20 protein-coding genes, 1 tRNA gene and 3 pseudogenes are annotated in these 25,939 nt (G+C 61.0%); 14 read left to right on the top strand and 10 right to left on the bottom strand.

Translation table 11 applies throughout. From position 1 onward, the window contains the following. Positions 1–225: 225 nt before the first annotated feature. Positions 226–396: a hypothetical protein gene (locus tag GJV26_RS18220; protein WP_155710081.1), complete on the top strand. Its 171-nt coding sequence runs from the start codon at positions 226–228 to the stop codon at positions 394–396. A 23-nt stretch (positions 397–419) separates the two neighbouring features. On the opposite strand, the gene tsaD is transcribed toward GJV26_RS18220, so the two are convergent. Continuing rightward, positions 420–1,451 carry a tRNA (adenosine(37)-N6)-threonylcarbamoyltransferase complex transferase subunit TsaD gene (gene tsaD, locus GJV26_RS18225; protein WP_155710082.1) on the bottom strand — a complete coding sequence of 344 codons (1,032 nt, stop codon included), beginning with the start codon at positions 1,449–1,451 and terminating at the stop codon, positions 420–422. Positions 1,452–1,734: 283 nt separating this feature from the next. Here tsaD and nirD point away from each other — a divergent pair, with 283 nt between their 5' ends. Continuing rightward, positions 1,735–2,145, top strand: coding sequence for a nitrite reductase small subunit NirD (gene nirD / locus GJV26_RS18230; protein ID WP_155710083.1), 411 nt, complete (start codon positions 1,735–1,737; stop codon positions 2,143–2,145). A 4-nt stretch (positions 2,146–2,149) separates the two neighbouring features. Here the strand turns inward: nirD and GJV26_RS18235 are convergent, their stop codons facing one another. Further along, positions 2,150–3,208: a 3-deoxy-7-phosphoheptulonate synthase gene (locus tag GJV26_RS18235; RefSeq protein WP_155710084.1), complete on the bottom strand. Its 1,059-nt coding sequence runs from the start codon at positions 3,206–3,208 to the stop codon at positions 2,150–2,152. Between the two features lie 99 nt (positions 3,209–3,307). Here GJV26_RS18235 and ybiB point away from each other — a divergent pair, with 99 nt between their 5' ends. The 7 genes from ybiB to GJV26_RS18270 all read left to right on the top strand — a co-directional run bounded on the left by ybiB (position 3,308) and on the right by GJV26_RS18270 (position 11,604). Further along, positions 3,308–4,318 (top strand): DNA-binding protein YbiB, encoded by a 1,011-nt coding sequence (gene ybiB, locus GJV26_RS18240; protein WP_155710085.1) that lies wholly within the window; start codon positions 3,308–3,310, stop codon positions 4,316–4,318. 89 nt (positions 4,319–4,407) lie between these two features. Then, the gene (locus GJV26_RS18245) at positions 4,408–5,616 is read left to right on the top strand and encodes a BaiN/RdsA family NAD(P)/FAD-dependent oxidoreductase (RefSeq protein ID WP_155710086.1); all 1,209 of its coding nucleotides are present in this window, start codon (positions 4,408–4,410) and stop codon (positions 5,614–5,616) included. 147 nt (positions 5,617–5,763) lie between these two features. After that, entirely contained in the window at positions 5,764–5,976 is a 213-nt protein-coding gene (gene rpsU, locus GJV26_RS18250; RefSeq protein WP_005665410.1) for a 30S ribosomal protein S21, read from the top strand. 156 nt (positions 5,977–6,132) lie between these two features. Then, the gene (locus tag GJV26_RS18255; RefSeq protein ID WP_155710087.1) at positions 6,133–6,582 is read left to right on the top strand and encodes a GatB/YqeY domain-containing protein; all 450 of its coding nucleotides are present in this window, start codon (positions 6,133–6,135) and stop codon (positions 6,580–6,582) included. Between the two features lie 119 nt (positions 6,583–6,701). Then, positions 6,702–8,498, top strand: coding sequence for a DNA primase (gene dnaG, locus GJV26_RS18260; protein WP_189442052.1), 1,797 nt, complete (start codon positions 6,702–6,704; stop codon positions 8,496–8,498). Positions 8,499–9,051: 553 nt separating this feature from the next. Then, positions 9,052–11,304: an RNA polymerase sigma factor RpoD gene (gene rpoD / locus GJV26_RS18265; RefSeq protein ID WP_371866500.1), complete on the top strand. Its 2,253-nt coding sequence runs from the start codon at positions 9,052–9,054 to the stop codon at positions 11,302–11,304. A gap of 221 nt (positions 11,305–11,525) precedes the next feature. After that, a tRNA-Ile gene (locus GJV26_RS18270) sits at positions 11,526–11,604 on the top strand. A 115-nt stretch (positions 11,605–11,719) separates the two neighbouring features. On the opposite strand, the pseudogene GJV26_RS18275 reads toward GJV26_RS18270, so the two are convergent. Next, positions 11,720–12,106 (bottom strand): annotated as a pseudogene (locus tag GJV26_RS18275) (transposase); the annotation flags it as partial. 766 nt (positions 12,107–12,872) lie between these two features. Here GJV26_RS18275 and GJV26_RS18280 point away from each other — a divergent pair. Continuing rightward, a complete protein-coding gene (locus GJV26_RS18280) occupies positions 12,873–13,784 on the top strand; it encodes a hypothetical protein (RefSeq protein ID WP_155710089.1) in 912 nt (303 codons plus the stop codon). Positions 13,785–14,074: 290 nt separating this feature from the next. On the opposite strand, the pseudogene GJV26_RS18285 reads toward GJV26_RS18280, so the two are convergent. The 7 genes and pseudogenes from GJV26_RS18285 to GJV26_RS18315 form a co-directional block, all read right to left on the bottom strand. Further along, positions 14,075–14,756: pseudogene (locus tag GJV26_RS18285) on the bottom strand (transposase). Positions 14,757–14,848: 92 nt separating this feature from the next. Next, entirely contained in the window at positions 14,849–16,039 is a 1,191-nt protein-coding gene (locus GJV26_RS18290) for a hypothetical protein (RefSeq protein ID WP_155710090.1), read from the bottom strand. A 137-nt stretch (positions 16,040–16,176) separates the two neighbouring features. Next, positions 16,177–16,859: pseudogene (locus tag GJV26_RS18295) on the bottom strand (IS5 family transposase). Between the two features lie 165 nt (positions 16,860–17,024). Continuing rightward, positions 17,025–18,263: an AIPR family protein gene (locus GJV26_RS18300; RefSeq protein WP_155710091.1), complete on the bottom strand. Its 1,239-nt coding sequence runs from the start codon at positions 18,261–18,263 to the stop codon at positions 17,025–17,027. A 547-nt stretch (positions 18,264–18,810) separates the two neighbouring features. Continuing rightward, positions 18,811–19,263: a thiol-disulfide oxidoreductase DCC family protein gene (locus GJV26_RS18305; protein ID WP_173346228.1), complete on the bottom strand. Its 453-nt coding sequence runs from the start codon at positions 19,261–19,263 to the stop codon at positions 18,811–18,813. Continuing rightward, the gene (locus GJV26_RS18310; protein ID WP_155710093.1) at positions 19,256–19,699 is read right to left on the bottom strand and encodes a thiol-disulfide oxidoreductase DCC family protein; all 444 of its coding nucleotides are present in this window, start codon (positions 19,697–19,699) and stop codon (positions 19,256–19,258) included. Before GJV26_RS18310 ends, GJV26_RS18305 begins: the two co-directional genes overlap by 8 nt. 9 nt (positions 19,700–19,708) lie before the next feature. Next, positions 19,709–19,864 (bottom strand): hypothetical protein, encoded by a 156-nt coding sequence (locus GJV26_RS18315; protein WP_229419349.1) that lies wholly within the window; start codon positions 19,862–19,864, stop codon positions 19,709–19,711. 327 nt (positions 19,865–20,191) lie between these two features. Here GJV26_RS18315 and GJV26_RS18320 point away from each other — a divergent pair, with 327 nt between their 5' ends. The 4 genes from GJV26_RS18320 to GJV26_RS18335 all read left to right on the top strand — a co-directional run bounded on the left by GJV26_RS18320 (position 20,192) and on the right by GJV26_RS18335 (position 25,900). Further along, on the top strand, positions 20,192–23,224 hold the full coding sequence (locus GJV26_RS18320) for a two-component regulator propeller domain-containing protein (protein WP_173346229.1): 3,033 nt from the start codon (positions 20,192–20,194) through the stop codon (positions 23,222–23,224). Between the two features lie 82 nt (positions 23,225–23,306). Then, on the top strand, positions 23,307–24,560 hold the full coding sequence (locus GJV26_RS18325) for a TerD family protein (protein ID WP_155710095.1): 1,254 nt from the start codon (positions 23,307–23,309) through the stop codon (positions 24,558–24,560). A gap of 170 nt (positions 24,561–24,730) precedes the next feature. Next, positions 24,731–25,330, top strand: coding sequence for a TetR/AcrR family transcriptional regulator (locus GJV26_RS18330; protein WP_155710096.1), 600 nt, complete (start codon positions 24,731–24,733; stop codon positions 25,328–25,330). Between the two features lie 306 nt (positions 25,331–25,636). After that, a complete protein-coding gene (locus GJV26_RS18335) occupies positions 25,637–25,900 on the top strand; it encodes a hypothetical protein (protein WP_155710097.1) in 264 nt (87 codons plus the stop codon). Positions 25,901–25,939: the final 39 nt, after the last annotated feature.

The following is a 25,939-nucleotide window of genomic DNA, read 5'->3' on the forward strand; positions in this document are numbered from 1 at the left end:
TGCGGCCCGGCCGCACCTGGAAAGCGGACGAACTGGTGCAGGCGCACCGCGATGGCCCGTGCGCGGCAGGGCTGGCGCATGCCCGGCCCGGTCCGCTGACTGCTGCGTTGCAGGGCACGCCTGGGGAAATTGTCACAAGAACCACGACAGTTTCAAAATCGTGGCCATGGCACGCCAATTGCTGATACATTGTCTCGTATAGACAATTTTCGCCAGGAGACAATCATGAACGAATCGGCTACCACCTCCACCAAGCCAATGACGCGCGACCCGGTCAAGCCGCCGCGCAGCGTGCGCGTCGAGGACATGCGCAAGAAACACGTGAAAACGGGCGCCGTGGCGGCCGGCGGCCTGCTGGCGCTGGTGGGCCTGGCGGCGGTGCTGCTGGGTGCCTGACCTGGCAACTGTCCGATTCGGCTTCAGACGGTCCTGAGTTCGTCCAGCGGCCAGCGCGGCCGCACATTGAATCCATATTCGCGGCGCGCCGCGGCCGGATTGATCGACAGCCGCATCGCGCCCGCAAAGGCGATCATCGCGCCGTTATCGGTGCAAAACTCCAGCTCGGGGTAATACACGCGGAAACGCTTCTTGGCTGCCGCCGCGTCCAGCGCGGCGCGCAGCTGGCTGTTCGCGCCCACGCCACCGGCGATGACGAGGCGTTTCAGGCCCGTCTGCTTCAGGGCCGCAACGCATTTCGCCACCAGCACGTCCACGATCGCATCGACGAAGCCGCGTGCGATGTCGGCCTTGCTCTGCTCGCATACATTGGCCGCCCCCCGGTTCTTCACCACGGTCAGCACGGCCGTCTTCAGGCCGGAAAAGCTGAAGTTCAAGTCTTTCGAATGCAGCATCGGCCGCGGCAGTTTATAGGCTGCCGGATCGCCGAATTCGGCCAGGCGCGAAATGGCCGGCCCGCCCGGGTAGCCCAGGCCCAGCAGCTTGGCCGATTTGTCGAACGCCTCGCCGGCGGCATCGTCCAGCGTTTCGCCCAGCAGTTCGTACTGGCCCACGCCATCGACCCGCATCAGCTGCGTGTGGCCGCCGGAAACCAGCAGCGCCACGAATGGGAATTCGGGCGGATCGGACGCCAGCAGCGGCGACAGCAGGTGGCCTTCCAGGTGGTGGATGCCGAGCACCGGCTTGTCCAGCGCCAGGCCGAGGCTGCATGCGATCGACGAACCGACCAGCAACGCGCCCGCCAGGCCGGGGCCCTGCGTGTACGCGATGGCGTCGATCCCGGCGGCCGCCATGCCTGCCCCCTTCAGCGTTTGCTGCAGCAGCGGGATGGCGCGGCGGATATGGTCGCGCGACGCCAGCTCCGGCACCACGCCGCCATACTCCTCGTGCATCGCCACCTGCGAATGCAGCGCGTGCGACAGCAGGCCACGGCCGGTGTCGTACAGGGCCAGGCCGGTTTCGTCACAGGAAGATTCAACGCCGAGAACGATCATGGTAAATAGCTGAAAATAAAGGGCAATCCGCCATTGTAATGGAAAGCGGCGGCCGTTTCAGCGCCATGCCGGACGCTGCATGGTTCCAATGCCCAGCCCGTGTCATGGGGTCTGACCACATGACACGGGCTGAGCATTGGCCAGGTTGCTGCCACAGCGCAGGGCGCTGGCGCACCGTGGCGGTGCGCCGATGGGGGCAGGGAGCGAAGTTTGCCGTCTTCGCCATGGCACCGCTCTTGCTATGCCTCTTGTGTTGCGGCAGCACGCCGTGGAAGGAGAGGCAATGCCCGAACACTGGAAACTGGTTTGCAAGGTCAAGGATATTCCGCCCGGCGGCGCGCACCACGTGCCGCGCGGCCTGGCGTGGCAGGAGCTGCCCGGGGTGGCCGTGTTCCGCACGGTCGACGACCGCATCTATGCGCTGCTCGACAGCTGCCCGCACAAGGGTGCGCTGCTGTCGCAGGGGATGGTGCTCGGCGAGCATGTGGAATGCCCGCAGCATCAGTGGAATATCGCCCTGGAAACGGGCTGCGCCGTGGCGCCCGAACAGGGTTGCACGCGACGCTATACCGTGAAGGTGGAGGACGGCAAGATCTACCTGGACCTGCTGGAGCTGAACGCGCCGGCCAGCCGCGCGGAGGCGGCGCTGGCCGGCACCTACGGCGTGGCACCGCTGGTCGGCACCTATATATAGATCGTTACGGCCGGCGGCGCAGTTCCGCGTCCGCCGATTTCAGCATCTGCGCCGTGGTTTCCCAGTCGATGCAGGCATCCGTCACCGAACAGCCGTATTTCAGCTCGGCCAGGTCGGCCGGGATCTTCTGGTTGCCGGCCACGATGTTGGACTCGATCATCACGCCCACCAGCGACCGGTTGCCGTGCACCAGCTGGTTGATCACGTCCGTCATCACCAGTGGCTGCAGTTCCGGCTTCTTGTAGCTGTTCGCATGCGAGCAGTCGACCACGATATTGGCCGGCAGCTTCGCCTTCGCCAGCGATTGCTCGGCGATCGTCACCGATACGGAATCGTAGTTCGGGCGGCCATCGCCGCCGCGCAGCACCACGTGGCCATAGGCATTGCCGCGCGTGCGCACGACCGCCACGTTGCCTTCCCCATTGATGCCCAGGAACGCGTGCGGGTTGGCGGCCGAGAGGATCGCGTTGATCGCGATGCTGATGTCGCCGTCGGTGCCGTTCTTGAAGCCCACCGGGGTCGACAGGCCGGACGACATTTCGCGGTGCGTCTGCGATTCGGTGGTGCGCGCGCCGATCGCGGTCCAGGCGATCAGGTCGCCCAGGTATTGCGGCGAGATCGGATCGAGCGCCTCGGTGGCCGTTGGCAGGCCCAGCTCGCACACGTCCAGCAGGAACTGGCGCGCCTTTTCCATGCCGATATCCACGCGGAACGAATCGTCCATGAACGGATCGTTGATGTAGCCCTTCCAGCCGGTGGTCGTGCGCGGCTTCTCGAAATACACGCGCATCACCAGCAGCATCGTGTCCTTTACTTCTTCCTGCAGCGCTTTCAGGCGGCGGGCATAGTCCAGGCCGGCCACCGGATCGTGGATCGAGCAGGGGCCGACCACGACGAACAGGCGCTTGTCCTTGCGGTCGAGGATGTTGCGCAGGTCTTCGCGGCCCTTGGTGACGGTGGCGAACGCCGTGTCCGTCATCGGCAGCCTGGCGTGCAGTTCGGCCGGCGTGGGCATGGACGCGAACGAGGTAACGTTGATGTTTTCTAAGTCGAGGGCAGTCATGGCTTCAGGTCTCTGGCTATGCTTTGTTAAGGCTCTGTTTGCTTACGGTATTCTTTTAGGGAGTCGATCAGTGTAGCCGAAATGCGGTAAGCTGTTTCCATGAGTATCGAAAACACATCCCTACCCGCATCGGCCCCCGTATTGGCCCCCGCATTGGCTCCCTTCGTTGCCGCTCCTTTCATCAAGGAAATCGGCCGCGGCGTCAAGGGCGCGCGCAGCATGAGCCGCGCGGACGCGTACACGCTGTATGAGGCCATGCTGAACGGCCGCGTTTCCGACCTGGAGCTGGGCGGCATCCTGCTGGCGATGCGCATCAAGGGCGAGTCCGTCGACGAGCTGGCAGGCTTCCTCGATGCCGCCGAAGCGTCGTTCGCGCCGCTGCGGGCGCCCGCCGGACCGTATGCCCCGGTGCTGATTCCCACCTACAACGGCGCCCGCAAGATGGCCAACCTGACGGCGCTGCTGGCGCTGCTGCTGGCGCGCGAAGGCGTGCCGGTGCTGGTGCACGGCGTGGCGCACGACCTGGGCCGCATCGCCACCGCCGAAGTGCTGGCCGAACTGGGCATCGCCGCCGCGGCCACGGCCGCCGATGCCGAGCGTGCGCTGGCCGACGGCCACGCCAGCTTCATCACGATCGACACGCTGGCGCCGAAGCTGGCCCACCAGCTGTCGCTGCGGCGCGTGCTGGGCGTGCGCAATTCCACGCACACGATCGTCAAGATCCTGCAGCCGTTCGCCGGCCCGGCATTGCGGCTGGTGTCGTACACGCACCCCGAATACCTGGAAACGCTGGGCGAATACTTCACCACCGCCGCCCCGCAGGCGCGCGGCGACGCGTTCCTGATGCGCGGCACCGAAGGGGAGACGGTCGCCAACGCCACCAAGGCGCAAAAGATCGACTGGTTCCACGACGGCGAACGCACCGTGCTCGTCGAGCGGCAGATGTTCGCCGAGGTCGAGCCGGTACTGCCTGAAGACAAGAGCGCCCCCGCCACCGCCGCCTGGATCGCGTCGGTATTGCGCGGCGATACGCCTGTCCCCGATCCGGTCGCCCAGCAGGTCGGCCACTGCCTCGCCGTTTCCCGCGAGTTGCGCAGCCGCCACGGCTGAACCGGGCATCGGCACCGGCGGGCAAGCCTGGCAAGGCTTTACCCGCCCAGGCAGGTACAATGCCCGGTTTGATTGGCGGGGCAGAGACAATGGCGGAACAGTTCGACGTGGTGGTGATCGGTGCGGGCGCGGCCGGAATGATGTGCGCGGCGGCGGCCGGGCAGCGGGGCAAGCGCGTGGTGCTGATCGATCATGCCGAAAAGCTGGCCGAGAAGATCCGCATTTCCGGCGGCGGCCGCTGCAATTTCACCAACATCAACGCGGGGCCGGCCAATTTCCTGTCGGAGAATCCGCACTTCGCCAAGAGCGCGCTGTCGCGCTACACGCCGCAGGATTTCCTCGCGCTCGTCAGGAAATACCGGATCGGGTACCACGAGAAGCACAAGGGCCAGCTGTTCTGCGACGAGTCGGCCGAGCAGGTCATCAACATGCTGCGCGCCGAGTGCGATGCCGCCAATGTGCGCTGGCGCATGCCGGCCACGGTGCAAGGCGTGGAAAAGGAAGGCGAGCTTTTCCTCGTGCAGACGAGCGCCGGCCTCATCGAAGCCGGGGCGGTCGTGATCGCCTCCGGCGGCCTGTCGATCCCGAAGATCGGCGCGACCGATTTCGGCTACCGCATCGCCAGGCAATTCGACCTGGCCATCGTCGAACCCCGTCCCGCGCTGGTGCCGCTCACCTTCGATGCCCGGCAATGGGAGCCGTTCGCGGCATTGGCCGGCGTGTCGCTCGAAGTGGACGTGGAAACCGGCACGCTGAAGGGCCGCAAGGCCACCGGTGCACGCTTCCGCGAAGACCTGCTGTTCACGCACCGCGGCCTGTCCGGCCCGGCCATCCTGCAGATCTCCAGTTTCTGGGAACCCGGCACGCCGATCACGATCAACCTGCTGCCGGAGCTGGACGTGGCCGCCACGCTGATCGAAGGCAAGGGCACGGTCAAGAAGCAGCTCGGCAACGTGCTGGCGCAATGGCTGCCGTCCCGCCTGGCGGACGGGCTGCTGAAGGCGCACGATTTCAACGCCGAAGCGCGCCTGGCCGATATGCAGGATGCCCAGCTGCGCCGCCTTGGTCAGGCCATCAACGCGTGGACCATCACGCCCGACGGCTCCGAAGGCTACCGCAAGGCCGAGGTCACCCGCGGCGGCGTCGATACCAGGGAACTATCGCAGCAGACCATGGGGGTCGTGAAGGTGCCCGGCCTGTACTTCATCGGCGAAGCCGTCGACGTCACCGGGTGGCTGGGAGGCTACAACTTCCAGTGGGCCTGGGCATCGGGGATGGCCGCGGGGCTGGCAGTCTGATATGATTCCTGACCCGGCAACGCTGTGGCGGTGCCGGTTTCGTGTGTTCGGATGTTAGCGGGTAGGCCATGAAGCCGCTTGTCTCTCTGGACAAAAGGTGCTAATATCGCCGTCTTCCTAAAAACCCTCTAACGGTTTGAATTTTACATGACCACTATCCGCCTTAAAGAAAACGAGCCGTTCGAAGTTGCCATGCGCCGCTTCAAGCGCACCATCGAAAAAACCGGTCTGCTGACCGAACTGCGCGCACGCGAGTTCTACGAAAAGCCAACCGCCGAGCGCAAGCGCAAGCTGGCCGCAGCCGTGAAGCGTCACTACAAGCGTATCCGCAGCCAGCAGCTGCCGAAGAAGCTGTACTAATTCTCGCTCTCGCAGACCGGGCCGTCGACGGCGCTTTCGCCTCCGGTCCGCTTGCGTGATGCGTTCGCCCGCTCCGGCAATGTCCGCAGCGGGTTTTTCGTCTTTTTATTTGTCTTTTTTGCTGCGTGTCGTGCGCAGTATCAGCCCGAGGAACTCATGAGCCTGAAAGCCCAGATTACCGATGACATGAAAGCCGCGATGCGCGCCAAGGAGGCCGGCAAGCTTTCCACGATCCGCCTGATCCTGGCCGATATCAAGCGCAAGGAAGTGGACGAGCAGATCGAGCTGAACGATACGCAGGTGCTGGCCGTCGTCGAAAAGATGATCAAGCAGCGCAAGGATTCCATCACGCAGTTTGAAGCCGGTGGCCGTGCCGACCTGGCCGATATCGAAAAGGCCGAACTGGCCGTGCTGGCCGCCTACATGCCTGCCGGCCTGTCGGATGACGAAGTGGCCGCCGAAGTCGCCGCCGGCGTCGCCGCCTCCGGTGCCGCCGGCCCGCAGGACATGGGCAAGGTCATGGCGATCCTGAAGCCGAAGCTGGCCGGCCGTGCCGACATGACGGCGGTGTCCGGCCTCGTCAAGAAGGCGCTGACCGGCGCCTGAGCCTGCCGGGTTTTGCTGTCCCCGTGCGCTTTGAGCTGAATCAACATCGCATCGGGGCGGCGTTATAGTTTGATCTGTAACCTCATCTGCAACATCCTGTAGGAAGCGCGGTTGCCACAGTGATTCCACAATCCTTTATTTCCGACCTGCTGAACCGCGTCGACATCGTGGACGTGGTGGGCCGCTATGTGCAGCTCAAGAAGGGCGGCGCCAATTTCCAGGGCCTGTGCCCGTTCCACAACGAAAAATCCCCCAGCTTCACCGTCAGCCCCACCAAGCAGTTCTATCACTGCTTCGGCTGCCAGGCGCACGGTACCGCGATCGGTTTCCTGATCGAGTATTCCGGCATGGGCTTCGTCGATGCCGTGAAGGACCTGGCCCAGAGCGTGGGCATGATCGTGCCCGAGGCGGACGACAAGATTCCGCCCGCCCAGCGCGCCCAGATCCAGGCGCAGAGCCTGGCGCTGTCCGAGGCGATGTCGCTGTCCGCCGACTTCTACAAGGCGCAGCTGCGCAAGGCGCCGAACGCCATAGGCTACCTGAAGGGCCGCGGCCTGACGGGGGAAATCGCGGCCCGCTTCGCGCTCGGCTATGCGCCCGAAGGCTGGGACAACCTGCGCGCCGTGTTCCCGCAATACGATGCGCCGGCGCTGGTCGAGGCCGGCCTCGTCATCGACAAGGTCGATGAGGAAGGCCGCCACATCAAGCGCTACGACCGTTTCCGCGAACGCGTGATGTTCCCGATCCGTAACGCCAAGGGGCAGGTCATCGCCTTCGGCGGCCGGATCATGGATCAGGGCGAGCCAAAGTACTTGAATTCTCCGGAAACGCCTTTATTTTCAAAGGGTTCAGAGCTGTATGGCTTGTTCGAGGCACGCCAGGCGATCCGCGATGCCGGCTATGTGCTGGTGACGGAAGGGTATATGGATGTCGTTGCGCTGGCCCAGATGGGCTTCCCGCAGGCGGTGGCCACGCTCGGCACCGCGTGCACGACGGTTCACGTGCAAAAGCTGTTGCGCCAAACCGACAACGTGATCTTCAGTTTCGACGGCGACAAGGCCGGTCGCCGCGCCGCGCGCCGCGCGCTGGAAGCGTGCCTGCCGCACGTGGCCGACGACAAGACGATCAAGTTCCTGTTCCTGCCGGCCGAGCACGATCCGGACAGTTATATCCGCGAGTTCGGCACCGAGGGCTTCGAGCAGCAGGTACATGAAGCGATGCCGCTGTCGCAGTTTCTGCTGCGCGAGGCGGCCGGCGAGCACGACCTGGATGAACCGGAAGGCCGCGCCCGTGCGCAGTTCGATGCGAAGCCGATGCTGCAGGCCATGGCGCCGTCGGCGCTGCGGTTGCAGATCGTGCGCGGGCTCGCTTCGATGACGCAGAGCACGCCTGGCGAGATCGAGGCGCTGTTCGAGCTGTCGAAACCGGTGGCGGCCAGCCGCAAGGCGCCGCCGCGCAGCAAGCGGCAGGAGCCGGTGGGGCTGGAGCGCAAGATCGTCCGTGCCGTCGTCACGCATCCGGCACTGGCGCTGCAGCTGGACGAGTCGGCGCTGCAGGCGTTCCACCAGTTCGGCCCGGAGCAGTGCGAGCACCTGGTGCACCTGGTACAGACGGCCCAGGCGCTCGGCGAAGGCGCCACGTTCGCCGCACTGGTGCAGGGCCTGAAGGACCAGGGGGCCGATTATGATGCGCTGATCAGCGAAATCGCCGAGGCGCCGGAACAGGATATCGATGCCGAAGCCGCGGTGCTCAAAGCCACGGTGCGCCAGCTGAAGAAGGACGCGCTGAACGCGGAGTTGAACGAGATCTTCGCCTCGGCATTGTCGACGGAAGAAAAAGCCATTCGCTATCGGGAAAATATGGCGAAGCAGGACATGTTATCCCGCGAAGAACAGTCGGAACTGGCGAATCGATAGAAAGTGGTAAAGGCGGTTGCAGGCCGAAACACACTGCAAGGCATGCGGGAGCGCGGCGCCAGGGCCGCGCGTCTGGCAATCAAAATACGGCGTGCTATAATAAAACGCTAAGTATTTCAATACCTTGGCAAGGTTACTTCAGTTCAGAATTTGTGTTTGTTTTCAGTAAGTTGGGCTCATGATCGGCACGTAATACAGTGTGCTGGCGGCCGGGTCCGGACTTGGTTGAGACGGCGCGAGTTTCTTGTCGCCGCGCAGGCAAATCTGCCCGCACCCTCACACCATTCGTGCCCCTAGCCCCCACGCGCACTCATACAGTAGAATTTCTGCCAAACATGGTCATTCAATAACGGAATGGCTGCCGGCAGCTTCAGGACTGTGGCCGGGAATGAGCAAGGAAGTTTTGTAGAAGTGCCGGATGGAAGAGTCCCGCGATTTCGGGGCTCCGGTGATTACGGCATCATCCTAACCCGTAAAGCAAGTCGTTGTGACATCGAAAGCGCCTGTGCCAGCAAAGAAACCTGAAACCCAAGCGGCTGCAAAGCCCAGCAAAGTGACCGCCAAGGCAGCCAAGACGGCCGACAAATCCGAAGCGCGCACGGAAACCCGCGCCGAAGCCAGCGCGGAAGCGGGCGTGGAAACGCGCGCGCCCGCGGCACCGCCGGCGGTGAGCCAGACCACCGATGCGGCCGCGCTGGCCGCGATCGACACGTCCGGCTACGTGCTGCCGAGCGTGAAGGTGCCCGGCCGGCGCGGCCGCAAGCCGAAGGAATTCCAGCCCGAGAACGAGGAAGTGGCGGCCCTGAACGCCGTCGAGCGCGCCGAACTGAAGGCCGTGGACAAGGCAAAAGCCAAGGACCGCAAGGCCAAGGAAAAGGCACTGCTGAAAGACGCGTTCTCGTCCGACACGGAAGCCACCGAGGAAGAGCTGGAACGCCGCCGCCAGAAGCTGAAAACGCTGATCAAGTTCGGCAAGGAGCGCGGCTTCCTCACATACGCCGAAATCAACGACCACCTGCCGGACAACATCGTCGACCCGGAAGCGATCGAAGGCATCATCGGCACGTTCAACGACATGGGCATTGCCGTGTACGAGCACGCGCCCGATGCCGAAACCTTGCTGCTGTCCGACAACGTTGCCACGGTCACCAGCGACGACGAGGCGGAAGCCGCCGCCGAAGCCGCGCTGTCCACCGTCGACTCCGATTTCGGCCGTACGACCGACCCGGTGCGCATGTACATGCGTGAAATGGGCTCCGTCGAACTGCTCACGCGCGAAGGCGAGATCGAGATCGCGAAACGGATCGAGGATGGCCTGAAGGACATGATCCAGGCCATTTCCGCCTGCCCGGTCACCATTGCCGAGATCATCGCCACGGCCGAGCGCATCCGCAACGACGAGATCAAGATCGACGAGATCGTCGACGGCCTCGTCGACGAGAGCGACGATGCGCCGAACCAGGCGCCGCCGACGGCGGCCGTCGCATCCGACGAGGATGACGAAGAGGAAGAGGAAGAAGAAGAGGAAGCCGAGGAAGAGGAAGAGGCCAATGCATCCGGCGCGGCCGCGGGCTACTCGGCCGAGCAGCTCGAGGCGCTGAAGAACACGGCCCTGGGCAAGTTCGGTGAAATCGCCAGCCAGTTCGACAAGATGCGCAAGGCCTTCGAGAAGGAAGGCTACAGCTCGAAGTCGTATGTGCGGGCGCAGGATGCGATCTCGAACGAACTGCTGGGCATCCGCTTCACGGCGAAGGTCGTGGAAAAGCTGTGCGACACGCTGCGTGGCCAGGTCGACGAAGTGCGCCACATCGAGAAGCAGATCCTCGACGTGGCGGTGAACAAGTGCGGCATGCCGCGCGCCCACTTCATCAAGGTCTTCCCCGGCAATGAAACGAACCTGGAATGGGTCGACGGCGAAGTGGCCGCCAGCCACGCGTACAGCGCGATCCTGGGCCGCAACATCCCCACGATCAAGGAACTGCAGCAGCGTCTGATCGACCTGCAGGCCAGGGTCGTGCTGCCGCTGCCGGACCTGCGCAACATCAACCGCCAGATGGCGGCCGGCGAGATGAAGGCGCGCAAGGCCAAGCGCGAAATGACCGAGGCCAACCTGCGCCTGGTGATCTCGATCGCCAAGAAATACACCAACCGCGGCCTGCAGTTCCTCGACCTGATCCAGGAAGGCAACATCGGCCTGATGAAGGCCGTGGACAAGTTCGAGTACCGCCGCGGCTACAAGTTCTCCACGTACGCCACATGGTGGATCCGCCAGGCCATCACGCGCTCGATCGCCGACCAGGCGCGCACCATCCGCATTCCGGTGCACATGATCGAAACGATCAACAAGATGAACCGGATCAGCCGCCAGATCCTGCAGGAAACGGGCGCCGAGCCCGATCCCGCCACCCTGGCGATCAAGATGGAGATGCCGGAAGACAAGATCCGCAAGATCATGAAGATCGCCAAGGAGCCGATCTCGATGGAAACGCCGATCGGCGACGACGACGATTCCCACCTGGGCGACTTTATCGAGGACAACAATACCCTCGCGCCATCGGATGCCGCGCTGCACGCATCGATGCGCGGCGTGGTGAAGGACGTGCTCGACTCGCTGACGCCGCGCGAAGCCAAGGTGCTGCGCATGCGCTTCGGCATCGAAATGTCGACCGACCACACGCTGGAAGAAGTGGGCAAGCAGTTCGACGTGACCCGCGAGCGGATCCGACAGATCGAGGCGAAGGCGCTGCGCAAGCTGCGCCACCCGTCGCGGTCGGACAAGCTGAAGAGTTTCCTGGAAGGGAATTGATCGGTCACCCGTGACGGGGTCTTGACGGAAGCGGGAGCAGGCCCTATTCTGCCGAGTTCGTTTTGCAGTCGTTTGACCGACGAACGCGGCAGGGTGGGGCGGTTTCGGCTTCGATTCCGGCCTCTGTTGTCGGTGGTAACATCAGCCTGGGCTTCCGCTCCGGCGCATTTGTTTGACAATACCCGCGCCTGGCATTCGCACGGCGCATCTGCAGTACCTCTGGGCCTCTAGCTCATGCTTGGTTAGAGCAGCGGACTCATAATCCGTTGGTGCCGTGTTCGACTCACGGGAGGCCTACCATTAAATCAATGAGTTACATCATTTTGATGTTAGCTTTTTGAGCGCACTGTCAACAAAGTGTCAACGCGAGATGTGCATATCGCATTGTCATTGTTAAACTTGCATGTCCAAGTATTTTCGAGACGCCGCTCATGCCTATTGCCTTGACCAGCTCGTCGACTGAGCGTGTCGAGATTCCTTGGATATAGGCTTCCTAGATGACTGCTGTCAGCGCCTTTTCGGCGGTACGCCGTGGCTCGAGAAAGCCTGGGGAAATAGCTGCCGCTGCCCAGCTTCGGGATTTTCAGATCCACTTTGCCGGCGCGGGTTTCGTAAGCCCGGTCGCAGTAGCCATTGCGGCTGTTAACGCGATCATCGCTACGCTGGCAGTATGCTGCCTGGCAAAGCGCTTCGACATCCATCTCCATCAGCCGCTGCAGGGCATGCTGCAGCGTTTGGCGGATGAAATCTGCTTCTGCCCCTTTTCGGCGAGCTCGGATAATGCGATAGTGGCGTCGGCCATTGTGACTCCGTAAGTGTTTTGTTAAGGTCTTCGCAAACCCAACATTACCTCAAGAATCACAATGGCCGCCCTCAAGCTGCCTTCCTAAACGCCAACTCTGGCGAAGTCTTCATACACCACGCTGCGAGACACAATCTTATAACAATGCAAGCCGAGTTGCGCCGCGCGTGCCACGGATCCGGGATTACCGCCGCTGCAGAGCCAGACCTTCATCGGCTGCTCGGCACGCGGCACAAGCACGTCCCGCAGAGGCTGCTTGCGATATGGCCCGGTTCATGCGACCTGCTCATTGCAATTCACGACGAACAGCAGCGCCAGCTTGGAACAGAACAGCATGTCGTAGCCACGCTCTTCGAGATCGAAGATCGGGAGGGTGATTGGGGACGACCCCGCGTCTTGCCACGATCTCAGTACGCCCGGGCGTCAGGCCAGCGCTTGTGGCGAGTTGCTGGTACACGCGAACGGGATCGTCGATGGACAATACCAACATCCGGTGCCTTGCTTGATCCACTTCTTTGATGCTGCCGCCGCGTTGACGAGCACCGTAGGCGACGTAGACGACGATACCGGAATCGGCGGTGTGTGGTGTTCGCCGAAACCGAAGAAGTCGAGTCCCACTGATTCGGCCACGTGGAGGACTGCGATGATGTTGCGGACCGTCTGCGCCGTTGGAGCGCCTCCTGCATGAAGATGTCTAAACCGTCTTTCGACTCGGTAAGTCAGGCGTGGCGTATGATTGTTGCATCGAATACTCATCCACTTCCACATGATCACATTAAACGTCAACAAAGAACTGTTCAAAGTCGAACATTGGGACGATGTTCTCCAGCGGCCGGGATTTACAAACAACCTCGACCCAACAAAGCATGAGCTTGGGTCGATCATTGGGCGTTACGTTTTCAGCGACTATGTTCGTTGTGGATTATCCGACTGCCATACTCCACATGGCCGAGGTTATCTAGTAGCGACCAAGGACGGGCGCGAAACGAACATCGGTAAAGACTGCGGCAGCAAGTACTTCGGCGTAGACTTCGTTGAGCAGGCCCGGCAATTCGAGCGCGATCTGGAGGCCCGAGACAATCGAGAAGTGCTAGCAACTGCCTTCTTTAGGCTTGATGAACTGGAAGCCAGGATCGAAACACTGCGAGCTGGCGATCACGGAGCGCGCTGGATACATCGCCAAGTGAGTGCACTAAAGAACCCCGCCAAGATCCCAACATTGATTACACGTACTCTTGAGCAAATGGTCCGGCAAAGAACCCGCCATTTGACTGCGTCACGCGAAGCCAACGAGAAGGAGATCGAACAGATCGAGGCAATGAGAGGCAAGAAAATCTCGCGACCATACTATCTGGATGAAATCGTCGCCGAAATTCAAGGATTAGAAGCACTGTATCAGGAGAACGACTTGCGCGAGTTGCTTGTCGTGCAACTTGAGGAAAAAATAAAAGAATTTAAGAAAGTGAAGATTGATGACTTACAGGTCAAGGACCTGAACCGCTGGAGTAAGTGGGTACAGTCAATTAAGCCCACTCTAGACACGGCTCGCGACTCAGTCGCGTTCGGCCGTCTCTTGCTGACTCAATCTAACTTAAAGCCACTGCTTCACAAGATAGATTCCGCTGATCCACGAGACGAGGAACGCCTCCGAGGGTTTCTGACAACATTGCCGTTTTAGATTCCTTCTACTTCGGCGCAGTTTTGCCGAGTGGTCTATAAGGCACCTACTGTGCAGATGATTACCTGCCCTTGTACGCAGGTAGTTTCTGCAGCTGTGGCCGTCAGTGATTTGACAGCTGCATCCCATCCGAGCATTAGGGTGCAGGGTAGGTTAATCCCTTGGAATTGGCCGCAGGCTGCGTCTGCTGGCGCCTGACAATACCAGCACCATCACAACGGGCGGTGCACCAAACATCACGGCGGACCGGAATCGGAAGGTAAGGGGCTCCGATGAGACAATAAGAGCCGCTAACAAAAGTCATCTATGAAGCGCGAAGTTATGATCGCAGCAGCCAGTGAGAGCAGCACTTTATGAATGTCGAGCCGGCACTCAAAACGGATTCGCAACTTCCCAAAACAAGCGAACTCTGAGTATGTTCGTTCAACGACCCAGCGGTGTCGGCCTAGACGATCTTTGCTTTCGATACCCTTGCGGGCAACGCGCGCTGTGATGCCGCGCTTTCGCAAATAACGTCGACATCGGGCATAGTCGTAGCCCTTGTTGGCGTGCAGTTTGCCTGGGCGTGTCCTTGGCCGCCTATCTAGTCCTGGCACGGCCGGGATAGCGTCCAGCGTGCTCTCAAACGCTATCGAATCGTGACGATTTGAGCCAGTGATCGTGATAGCCAGCAGGACACCTCTGGCATGGACCACGATGTGCCATTTACTGCCTAGTTTTCCACGATTGGTTGGGTTTGAGGCGGTTTCAGCATCGCCAAGTGCAATTCCTCCCATACGCCAGCAGCTTGCCAATCGCGCAGTCGCCGCCAGCAGGTCATTCCACTGCCAAAACCCAGTGCTTGCGGTAAGTCTTCCAATGGAATACCGGTGGGTAGCGCGTACAAATGCCGTTCAAGGCTACCTAGTCATTGACTGAACGCCGACGGCCTCCTTTTCGCGACGGGACAAATTCCGGTATCAACGGCCCCAGCGCTGCCTATAACTCATTGATAAATTTTCTTCTTGCCATACCCATGACGATAGCCAAAATATGGCCTACACATCCAGTTGTGTTACCGGCTCTTAAGGCGGTGCGGGCCGGCTACGGATGTGTACTGAACCCGTTTTAACAAATTGCTCCCATCGCATCATGAGATTGTAGTCCAGCAAACGTTGATCACCTTTACTGCATTTTAGTATAGTTACCAGCTCTCGAAGATCGAGAATGTGATAGAAATCGCCCGTTTCTAATACTGCGTCTCTCAAGGATTTCTCTATGGCCTTCCAATCTCCTTCATGCATCAGGTCAGATAGGAGGGCAATGCAATGTATTGGTTGATTCAGATTGAGTAAAATTGGATTGCCGTGTCGATCGGTGATTTTCTCTCCCCTCTTCGCGGCCTTACAAGCTCCAGTGAGTTGGACGATTGCTTTTTTCGCCTGTTTTTGAATTCCCGCCAAGCGGCGTTCCCGTGTTCGGTCGAATCCAGATGCGAGGATTGATAGATCTTTCGCTTCAATAAAGAAACTGCCGTGCTCATAGAATGCAGTAACATCAACTAACTCCCGTTGTTTTTTGCCGATAGTAACTTGCGGTGATCGATGAAGATTAAATGGGAACACTGACTCTAATGAAGCCCAGATTGCACTCTCGAAGACACCTCCTTCATTAAGATCGTCTATAACGATACTTTGCGTGTCTCGTATCCCTGGGAATGAAACCATATTTGATGCCCATGGACCATGTGCTACAGTAGTTTCTATAGCGAGAAAGTCTTCAGTACTCGTGATGCGTTTCTGGAGGTTTGTTGCTTCGCAAACGGCATCTAGAAAGTTTGGAGCTGCCTCTGGGTACTTGCCGGAGTAGAAGCCTTCTGGAATTGAGAGAAAGTCTATGAGCATAGCCTTTTCATCATTGGCTATCATGCTGTCCGACCATGCTACACATACGTCCATTTCATTGAAGAGGAAGATTGGGGAGCGTCCCGCTGCAGCAATTCGGCGAAGAGTCGCATGTTCTTCATTATGGCGCTGTATGCTACAAAGCAGCAATGGTGCTCCAGGCACATCGTAAATGCGTGTTCCGCAGCAGAGATATTTATCCTGAATAGCGAAAACGAAGGTCAGAGGAGCTCCTGCTACGAGAGCTTTTAAGGCACTTGTTGGCGCCTTGATAAGTACTGCTGTTTCTTTGCCACCGTTTGCTGGAACAAACCAAATACCTCCTTCTTCACGATGAATCTGGTTATAGACTCTGCTACTTGGGATATGCATGGGGTTCCTTTATTTTGATGTAGTCGGTCAGAATCTATTGCGATATGCAAAGAGAAGGCGCGCCAGTGAGTATGTCTGCAAATGATCTGCATAGATTTATACACACGGATTGACGCGGCCTCCTGATCATTGAGCCGCTAACACAAGTCATCTACGAAGTGCGAAGTTATAATCGCAGCCAGTGAGAACAGCGCTTTATTAATATCGAGCCGGTGTTCAAAACGGATTCGCAACTTCCCAAAACCAGCGAACCACGAGTGTGTTCGTTTAACGACCCAGCGGTGCCTGCCTAGACGACTTTTGGTTTCGATACCTTTGCGGGCAATGCGTGCTGTGATGCCGCGCTTTCGCAAATAACGCCGACATCGGGCATAGAGGTAGCCTTGTCGGCGTGTTTGCTTGGACGTCGTCTTGGCCGCCTATCTAATTCTGGCACGGCCGGAATGGCTTCCAGCATGCTCTTGAACGTTATCGAATCGTGACGATTTGCGCCAGTGATCGCGATGGCCAGCGGAACGCCTCCGACATAACGACGATGTGCTGTTTACTGCCTAGTATTCTACGATTGGTTGGGGTTGTGCCGGTTTCCTAGCCCCGAGGGGCTGGCCGCACTGGCTCCATCAATGCTGGCGCGATCCAGTTAATCTCTGGTCATGCTCGCGCAACCTCATCAGCATCGCCAAGTGAAATTCACCCATACGACAGCAGCTTGCCAATTGCGCAATCGCCGCCAACAGTCTCCTTTTCGCGTCGGAACAAATTTCGATATCAACGGCTCCAGCATTGCCAACAACTCATTGCTAACTTTTCTTCTTGCCATACCCATTACGATAAGCCTACACGGCGATGCTTTTGTCAGAGCGCAGCGTCCATGCAAAAAAAGCGCTGATGCTACTCGCACATTTATCCCTCGACGCCGCTCCCGCGATGCTCGCCACGAGCAAGAGAAGCGCCAATGAATAGCGCTTTTTTCGCAACTGGATGATTACTTTGTCTTGCTGCTTTTTTGAAGAGCCTTCAGCTGATCCTGAAGTACGGTCAGTCGGACGGTTTTGTGCAGCCCTACCCAATGCTGGCGATTTTTCCCAAGCAATTCGGGGTTGCGACCGATATCTTTCGTCGCACGATATGTCTCGGCAACCAGTTCAGGGCCGAGGTCCTGCCAGACTTTAAGAACTCGCTTAAAGCCACCACGCCAAACCGCGTCGCCAGTCTTCTCATCAATGGCGACATAATTGCGGAACGCGCCCAAGATCGGAAAAGCCGCGCCTTTGGTTAGCCGGTAGGCAGAGCTAGGAAGAGGGGCAAAGGGAAATTCGAAAACGCCTTTCTTGACTGGGGCTTTTTCAACTATATTCAGCTTGCCTGCAGAGCCGCCAGATCCATTGTGAATTTCCGGAAAATCGTGGCGGATGTGATCCCAGAGCTTGAGTACGTCCACAAGGAGATTTCTGAGACGGTAGTACTTGCTCTTTGAGAGGTCGTCTCGGCTAGCTTCATGATCAGCAGCGAACCGATCAAGAACAAGAGAGGACTTCTCGTACGCTGAAATCGGATGCTTGGGCTCATCATTATCGAAGTCAAAAATATTAATCAACTCCAGAACCCCGATGAGGTCACGGACATCATACTCGGCTACGTCGCTTTCCTTCCAGGAAAACTGATCGCTATAAGTCTCGGAGGATACGGCATCTTTCAGCCAATCAAAAACGCCATCAATGTTGTAGATCGATTTCGGCGCAACCTGCAGGCTTGTATTAAGGCCACGCGCAATGTCAGTAATCATCCGGCCGAAAATATTCGTACGAATGTAGACTTCGACATGCTGTTCGGGTGGAATTGAGCCGGACGCGTTAGCATCTGCAATAATTCTTGCCGTGTGGGCTCCATCTACAATTCCGCCTTCCTCGTCATCAATGACGATTTCATACTCACCACGTGCCTTGCTGATGAGGCGCACTTCTTCCGCGAGAATCGTAATGCCCTTGTTCATGAGATCAAAAGTGCCAAGTTCTGCTGATGACAAGCCTAGCAATGATTCCTTGACGTCGCGATACACCCGGCGATTCAAGCCAACGGGATCACGGGCATTTACAGCCGTACTTATGCCAGATGGGAAGTTCTTTGCGGGAACAGTGAGCCAAAATTTGGCAACACCATCAATGACAGGATGAGTGATTTTGCGCGCTTCATGCGCAACAATGCGGTGGACGGATTGTCCCATTTGACTTCCTTTCAATGCTCACGATGGAGCTTGACTAAAATTGTCGTGCTGCACGATGGCGGACGACGGCTGTGGTCACGATGAACCACCGCTGAGAAGGCTACTCCCGGAAAAGTTTCCTGTCAACAGGATACTTGCAGGGGCAATTTTGGGCGTCGAGCTTTGGGCAGACGAGGGATAATTGTGTTTGCGGACCACTGAGATAGGTGGAAGGAATCTAGGTTCACTAGCGGTACATTCATAACGTTTTCATGGCTGACGTAAATTTCGTTAACTCATTGATTCGTCATATATGATTACCTTCACCAACCTGCGGAGACTTGTCCTAGATTTATCTATGGATATGGTTTTGCTAGCAACTCATGATCCGTTGGTGCCGTGCTCGACTCACGGGAGGCCTACCAATCTTTATGCTGTGTAATCAATGGGTCAGGTGAGGATGCTCACTGCCCGGGCGCTGGCCGTCGGTCAGCAGTGTCGCGGCCAGCAGGTGCCAGTGGCACCCGTTACCGGCACGACCCGACACGCCGGCCTGAAATCAATCGCGTCAGTCGTCGCGCAGCCCTTTCGTGAACGGGCTGCCGCGGTGGCACACGTCGCCGTCGCAATGAGGCGCCGGCAGGCGCATGCCGAGCAGGCGCGAAACCCGGTAGCGGTTGCGCGCGAAGTGGTCGTAGGCCCAGGCCAGTGCAGGGCGCAGGGGGCGGATGCGCAGCGGCAGCACGGCCCAGCCCATGCCTACCAGCGAATACGCGGCCTGCATGCTGTCCAGGCCGGACAGCACGCGGCCGTCGGCCGTGACGGCATGCAGCCTGGCGTTCAGCGCCGCCATGTCCGTCCCCGGGGGGAAATCGGCAAAGCCCGGCGCGGCGATATCGACGAAGTCGAGTACGCCGCTCCGGTCGTGGCGGAGCAGGGTCAGCATGGCATCGGTGCAGAAGGCGCATGCACCGTCGTAGTACAGGGTCAGCGCCGGCGTGCCCGTGGTGTGTTCACTCATCGCGCAGGCCTTTCGTGAAGGGGCTGCCGGGATGGCAGACATTGCCGTCGCAGCGAGGCGCGGCGGACGTCGAACGCATGCCGAAGAAGTTCGAGATGCGATAGCGGTGGCGCGCGAATTGCTCGTAGCACCAGGCCATCGGCGGTCGCAGGGGGCGGATGCGCAGCGGCCAGACCACCCAGCCCAGGCCTACCAGGCGATAGATGGCCTGCATGCTGTCCAGGCCGGTGAGCACGCGCCCATCGGCCGTCACCGAATGCAGCCTGGCATTCAGGGCCGCCAGGTCCGTGCCCGGCGGAAAGTCGGCAAAGCCCGGCGTCGCCACGTCGACGAAGGCCAGGACGCCGAGACGGTCGTGGCGTTTCAGCATGTTGACCTCGGCCATGCAAAATCCGCAGGTGCCGTCGACATAGACGGTCAATTCGGGTGTACTCATGATGCCTCCTCAGCCCAGCAGCCTGGCGACCTTGCCGCCCATGGTGATGAAACGCTTCAGCGTGGCCGGCTCCAGGTGCTTGTAGTCATCGTAGCTGTCGGTCAGCATTTCCAGGAATTCCAGCACCTCCGCCATCCGCTCGCGGTTTTCTCTTATTTCTGTCATTACAGAAACTTAAGACCAAATGCGCCGGATGTCAACCTTTGTGCATTCTACCGAGTGGCCCGCAGCCGACCACTTCGCAGCCAGTCATGCGTGCCCTGCCACGACACCCTGCCGAACTGCGATATGCTCCAGGCTTCCATGCCGCCAGTCGCAGCACATCCGATGCCTTCCCGTAAAGCGGTAAAGGGAATCCGCGTGCACCGATACGACACAAACTGACAGGTGCCGGCAAGAGCCCCTGCAGGCCAGCAGATACAGGATATGATAGTTCCAATGGGAAATAAAATTCTTGCGATGTCCTGTCTGCGCCATTCTTTCCGATGCCTCATGCTTCTGGCGGTACTGGCGCTGACTTTCCAGGCGCAAACCGGGCACGCGGCCATGCCCGCCCCCTGGTCGGCACTCGCCCACACCTCGTTCACCCATCACAAGACGCCTTCATTGGGCGTCGGCACCGCGTTGGCCCAGGATCGGCAGGGCTTCATCTGGCTCGGTACCCAGACCGGCCTGATGCGCTGGGATGGTTTCCAGTTCCGGCGCTACCAGGCAAACCCCCGAAAATCGGGCACGCTGCCCGACAGCTATATCCTCAGCTTGCGGATCGATGGTGCGGGCCGCCTGTGGATCGGCACCAACAGCGGCGGTATTGCGCGGTATGACGCCGAGCACGACAGCTTCGTCTCGCCGGGGGTGGGCAAGAACGGGCTGAGCCATGTCCAGGTGACCTCCATGGCCGAAGACGGCAACGGCGGCCTGTGGGTGGGCACCGGCGCAGGACTGGAACGCATCGATGCGGCCGGCGTGGTGCATGCCGCGCGCAGCGGCGCGCCGCAGATCGCCGGCACCGCGCTGCCCAAGGGCGGCATCGAGTCGCTGCTGCGCGACCGCGGCGGAGCACTGTGGATCGGAACGCGGCAGGGATTGTGGCGGCGCGATGCCGACGACCGGCCGCTCGTGCCGGTCAACCTGCCGGTCGATGGCGCCAGCCAGCCGACGGTCAGCGTGCTCTACCAGGATAGCGCGGGCAGGATATGGATCGGCACGCGTGCCAATGGCGCGTTCGTGCAAGACGATGCGCATCACGGCCCGGTCGCGGTGACCGAAGCGCCGGGCCGGTCGATGCTGGAAAGCGAGCGGGTGTTTTCCATCGTGGAGAAGACCGCCGGCGTGATCTGGCTGGGAACGGAAGGCGGCGGTATCGTCGAGATCGATGCCGAACACGGGCACACGCGGCGTTTCAGGCACCGGGCGGAAATGCCGGACAGCCTGATCGAAGATGACGTCAGCGCACTGCTGCGCGACCGCAGCGGGCAGATATTCGTCGCCACGATGGATGGCCTCAGCCAGCACGACCCGCGTACCCGCGGCGTCACCACCATCCGCGCGCTGGGCGATATCCCGAAGCTCGACGTGCCGAGCATGCTGGCCCGGCCGGATGGCAGCGTATGGCTCGGCGTGGGCGAGGGAAGGATCGCGATTGTCGATCCGCTGCATGGCGCAACGGGGGAACTGGCGCCGGCAACGGGCAGGGGCGGCAAGGGGTTGCCGAAGAGCCGCGTCCTGGCGATGGTCAATGGCCCCGAAGGCACGGTCTTCCTCGGTACCCAGCACGGCCTTTTCCGCAGTGCCGCGGACGGCGGCGACATCCGGCGCATCGATATACCAGGGCGCCCCGGCGACAGTTCGGTCTGGAGCCTGGCATGGCGCGACGGCGTGCTGTGGACGGGTGGCCTGGACGGCCTCCATGGTCTCAGGATGATGCCGGGCGGGATGGCCGAAGTCATACGCCGCGAAGACAGCGCGCTGGGCGATTCCCGCGTCACCGCGATCCTGCCGCTGGAAGACGGCAGCGTCTGGGTGGGCACCATGGCGGGCCTGGCCCGGCTGGACATCGGCAGGAAAGAAGTGGAACGGGTCACGCTGCATACCGCCGGCCAGGCGCACATGCCGGCCAACTATGTATCGTCGATCATCCAGGATGCCCGGGGCCGCGTGTGGATTTCCACGTTCTCCGCCGGTATCGCCATGCTGGAACGCACCGATGGGCAGGGGCGGCGATGGTTCCGGCGTTTCGGCACCGCGGAGGGTCTCCCCGACAACGGTGTGAACGCACTGGTGCGTGACGCGGCCGGCCGGATCTGGATCAGCACCGACAACGGCCTGGCGGGCATCGATCCGGAAACATTCGCCATACGGCGACTCGGCATCGCGGACGGCATGCAGGTGTCGGCTTACTGGACCGGCTCCGCGGCGCGCACGCCTTCCGGCGATATCCTGTTCGGCGGCGTGTCCGGCGTGACCATCCTGCGGCCGGACCGCCTGAAGCAACCGGGCTACCGGACCTCGATGGCCATCACGCAATTGTCGCTGGGCGGACGGACCACGGCGTCGATGCCGGTGCCGGTGACAGCAGGCGGGGGCGGCGGCACGCCGCTGCAAATCGCGCCGGACGACCGCGAGCGCGGCATCGCCCTGGAGTTTTCCGCGCTCGATCATGCACCGCCCGGCTATCGCCGTTACGACTACCGGCTCGATGGCTTCGACCGGGGCTGGATCGAGGCGGCCGCCACGCCGCCCCGCGCGAGTTACACCAATCTGCCGCCGGGAAGCTACACGCTCGAATTGCGCGGCACGGCGGAAGACGGCGATATCGCCATGCTTCGCGTTCCTGTCGTGGCGCTGCCCGCCTGGCACCAGAAGAATTGGGTGCGCGGCCTGGCCGGCCTGTGCGTGCTGCTCCTGCTGGTGCTGCTGATGCAGGCCCGCACTTCGCTGCTGCGCCGGAAAAAGCGCGAGCTGGAAGCGATCATCGCCGGCCGCACGGCCGAGCTGCGCGCCATCCAGGCGCAGCTCGAGGAAATGGCCTATGGCGACACGCTGACCGGCCTGCCGAACCGGCGCCTGTTCAACGACACGCTGCGCCGGATGACGGCGCAGGCGGCACGCGGCGGCAAGCCGTTCGCGCTGCTGCTGGTCGACCTCGATCATTTCAAGTCGGTCAACGACACGCTGGGGCACGACGCCGGCGATGCGCTGCTGGTCGCCGCCGCGGAGCGCCTGCGCACGGCGGTGCGCGAGGGCGACCTGGTGGCGCGCCTGGGCGGCGACGAGTTCGCGATCCTGCTGGCGCCAGGCTACGAACCCGCGATCGTGCAGGATGTCTGCGAACGCATCGTCGCCGCCATGGCCATGCCGGTCGTCCACGGCGCGCACACGATGCAAATCAGCGCGAGCGTTGGCGTGGCCGGCTATTCGAACGGACAGGACAGCGCGGAGCGGCTCTACAAGCGCGCCGATATCGCGCTATACAAATCCAAGGAAGCGGGACGGAATACCTGGTCGTCCTGCGACGTGACGTGAGCGCCCGCCATATCGCGGCCGCGCGGCCGGCCCGATGAATTACCATGGTGGTTTCACCACCACCACCCGGGAACCGACACCCATGAAGACCTTCATTCGCGGCCAGAAAGGCAAGCTCTCCGATCTCGGCCTGCAGTCCGCATTCAGCGTGACCATCGACCTGCCGGCCAGCGGCGCATCGGTCGACCTGTCGTGCTTCGGCCTCGATGCGGCCGGCAAGCTGGCGGACGACCGCTACATGATCTTCTATAACCAGCTGGCCAGCCCCGAAGGGGCGATCCGCCTGAACCTGTCCGGTTCCAGGGCGGAGTTCCCGCTGAACCTCGATGCGCTGCCGGCGTCCATCGACAAGCTGGTATTCACCGGCGCCATCGACGGCAGCGGCACGATGCGCAATATCGGCAGCGGCGCCATGACGCTGGGCGACGCGGCCACGTTCGCGCTGGCCGGCGCCGACTTCCAGGAAGAGAAGGCCGTGATGCTGGGCGAGCTGTATCGCAAGGATGGCCTGTGGCGCTTCGGCGCCATCGGCCAGGGCTTCAATGGCGGCCTGTCGGCGCTGCTGGCGCATTTCGGCGGCAGCGAGGCCGCGTCCTCGCCGGCACCCGCGCCGGCCCCTGCCCCGGCCCCGGCGGCCGCCCCGGCTCCGGCACCGGTCCCCGCGGCACCGAAAATCTCGCTGTCGAAAGTCACGCTGGAAAAGCGCGGCGACAAGGTATCGCTGGCGAAGAACGCGGCTAGCCGCGGTTTCGGCCGCATTCGCGTCAACCTGAACTGGAACCGCAATCCGCCCGGTGCCAAGCCGGAGCAGAAGGGCGGTCTTTTCGGCGGCCTGTTCGGCGGCGCCAAGGGATCGAACGGAATCGACCTGGACCTGGGCTGCCTGTACGAGCTGGCCGACGGCACGCCGGGCGGCGTGCAGGCGCTGGGCGATTCATGGGGCAGCTTCGACCGTCCGCCCTACATCATGCTCGACAGCGACGACCGCACCGGCACCAACACCAGCGGCGAAAACCTGTTCATCAACGGCGACCATTTCGACCAGGTCAAGCGCATCCTCGTGTTCACGTTCATCTACCAGGGCGTGCCGAACTGGGCGGCCACCGACGGTGTCGTCACGATCGAGGTGCCCGACAACGCACCGGTCGAGGTACGGCTCGACCACGGCGGCGCCGGCGGCATGTGCGCCATCGCGTCGATCGAGAACCGCAACGGCCAGCTGCAAGTCACCAAGCTCGTCGACTACATCGTCTCCGACGGCAAGATGAGCAACCACGAGGCGATGGGCCGCAAGTACAACTTCGCCCTGCGCTGGGCACGCGGCTCCAAGAACTGATCTCTCGCAGGTTCAGGCGATCGTGACCGCCGGTCCCGACCAGTCGCGGGGCGTCATGCTCACGGGGGCGTGGCGGTTGACACCGCGCCCGGGGCCGCCGCAGCCCGCTCCCGCCGGGCAGGGGTGATTTGCTATGATTCGCCACTTCATTTTGATTACCTTGAGAAACCATGCGAACGAAGAGCCCTGTCAAACGCCAGTCGATCATTGATGCGGCCGCGGCAGCCTTCGAAGAGTTCGGTGTCGCGGAAACATCCATTTCGCAGATCGTTCAGCGTATCGGCGGGTCCAAGGCAACCATCTACAGTCATTTCGCATCGAAGGAAGAACTGGTCGGCGCGGTGATGCTGAGGATGTGGGTGGAGCAGATGACGCAGGTGTTCCTCGCGTTCGAAGCAGCTGACGATCTGCAACCCGCATTGGCCAGATTCGCGCGCGCGTACCTCAACATACTGTTGCAGCCTGCGATCATGACGCTCACGCGCTCGGCAATGCTGCACGGTGACAGCACCGGCCGCGATGTCTACGAGAAGGGGCCGAAGCGCGGCTGGGATCTCGTGGCTTCGCGTCTTCAGCATTGGTCGGAAAAAAATATTTTTCCTGCGGTGGACACGCAAGTCGCGGCCCTTCACTTGAAGGGCTTATTGCAGGCAGAGCTGTTCGACAAGGTGCTGTTCGGCTTTCCCGTGCCGGACCGGCAGGAAGTGGATGCCGTGGCCGACCGCGCCGTGCAGGCTTTTCTGGGCCACTACGCATTGCGCCTTCCGTAGATCCTGCATCACTGATGGCACCGCTGCGTTGCAGCGTGCCGGCTGCATCCCGCGGGCACGTGTCGGCGTCGGACCGGATGCGGCAATGGCGCTTGCCGCGACTCCGTCTTGATTTCCTGCTGCACTTTCTTTCTCTCTCTCAGTCTTCTCTCCCGAGATTCCTCCGATCTCAACTATTGCATTTTTGCATTCAGATTAACGATTCTTTTGACAAGTTCTTGCTATACTGTACCGCTGGTACGGTTTTGCAGTGACACAGCACGCTTCCGTCACCGTACTACGTTACAACTTTCAAAGGATATGAGCATGAAACAACCAATCGGAAAGGCCTGGGCACTCGCACTCTGTGTGTGCGTGTGCCCTCTCGTGCAAGCCGAGCCTGCAAACAAGGCCGTGGCAGCCGAAACGAAAGCGGCCCGGGACGCGCGGCTGGAACGCGAAGCGGTCGCCGCGAAACAGACGGAAATTTTTGAGCGCAAGAACATCTCGCTGCCAAACGAGGCCGCACCGGCCATGCTTCTGGATGCGCCAGTGGACGAAACCGACTCCCCGGGAGCAACGAAACAATGATGCACGCCCTTCATACGTCTGCACGCCGCCGGACCGTTC

This window comes from Pseudoduganella dura (assembly GCF_009727155.1).
Lineage (GTDB): Bacteria > Pseudomonadota > Gammaproteobacteria > Burkholderiales > Burkholderiaceae_D > Rugamonas > Rugamonas dura.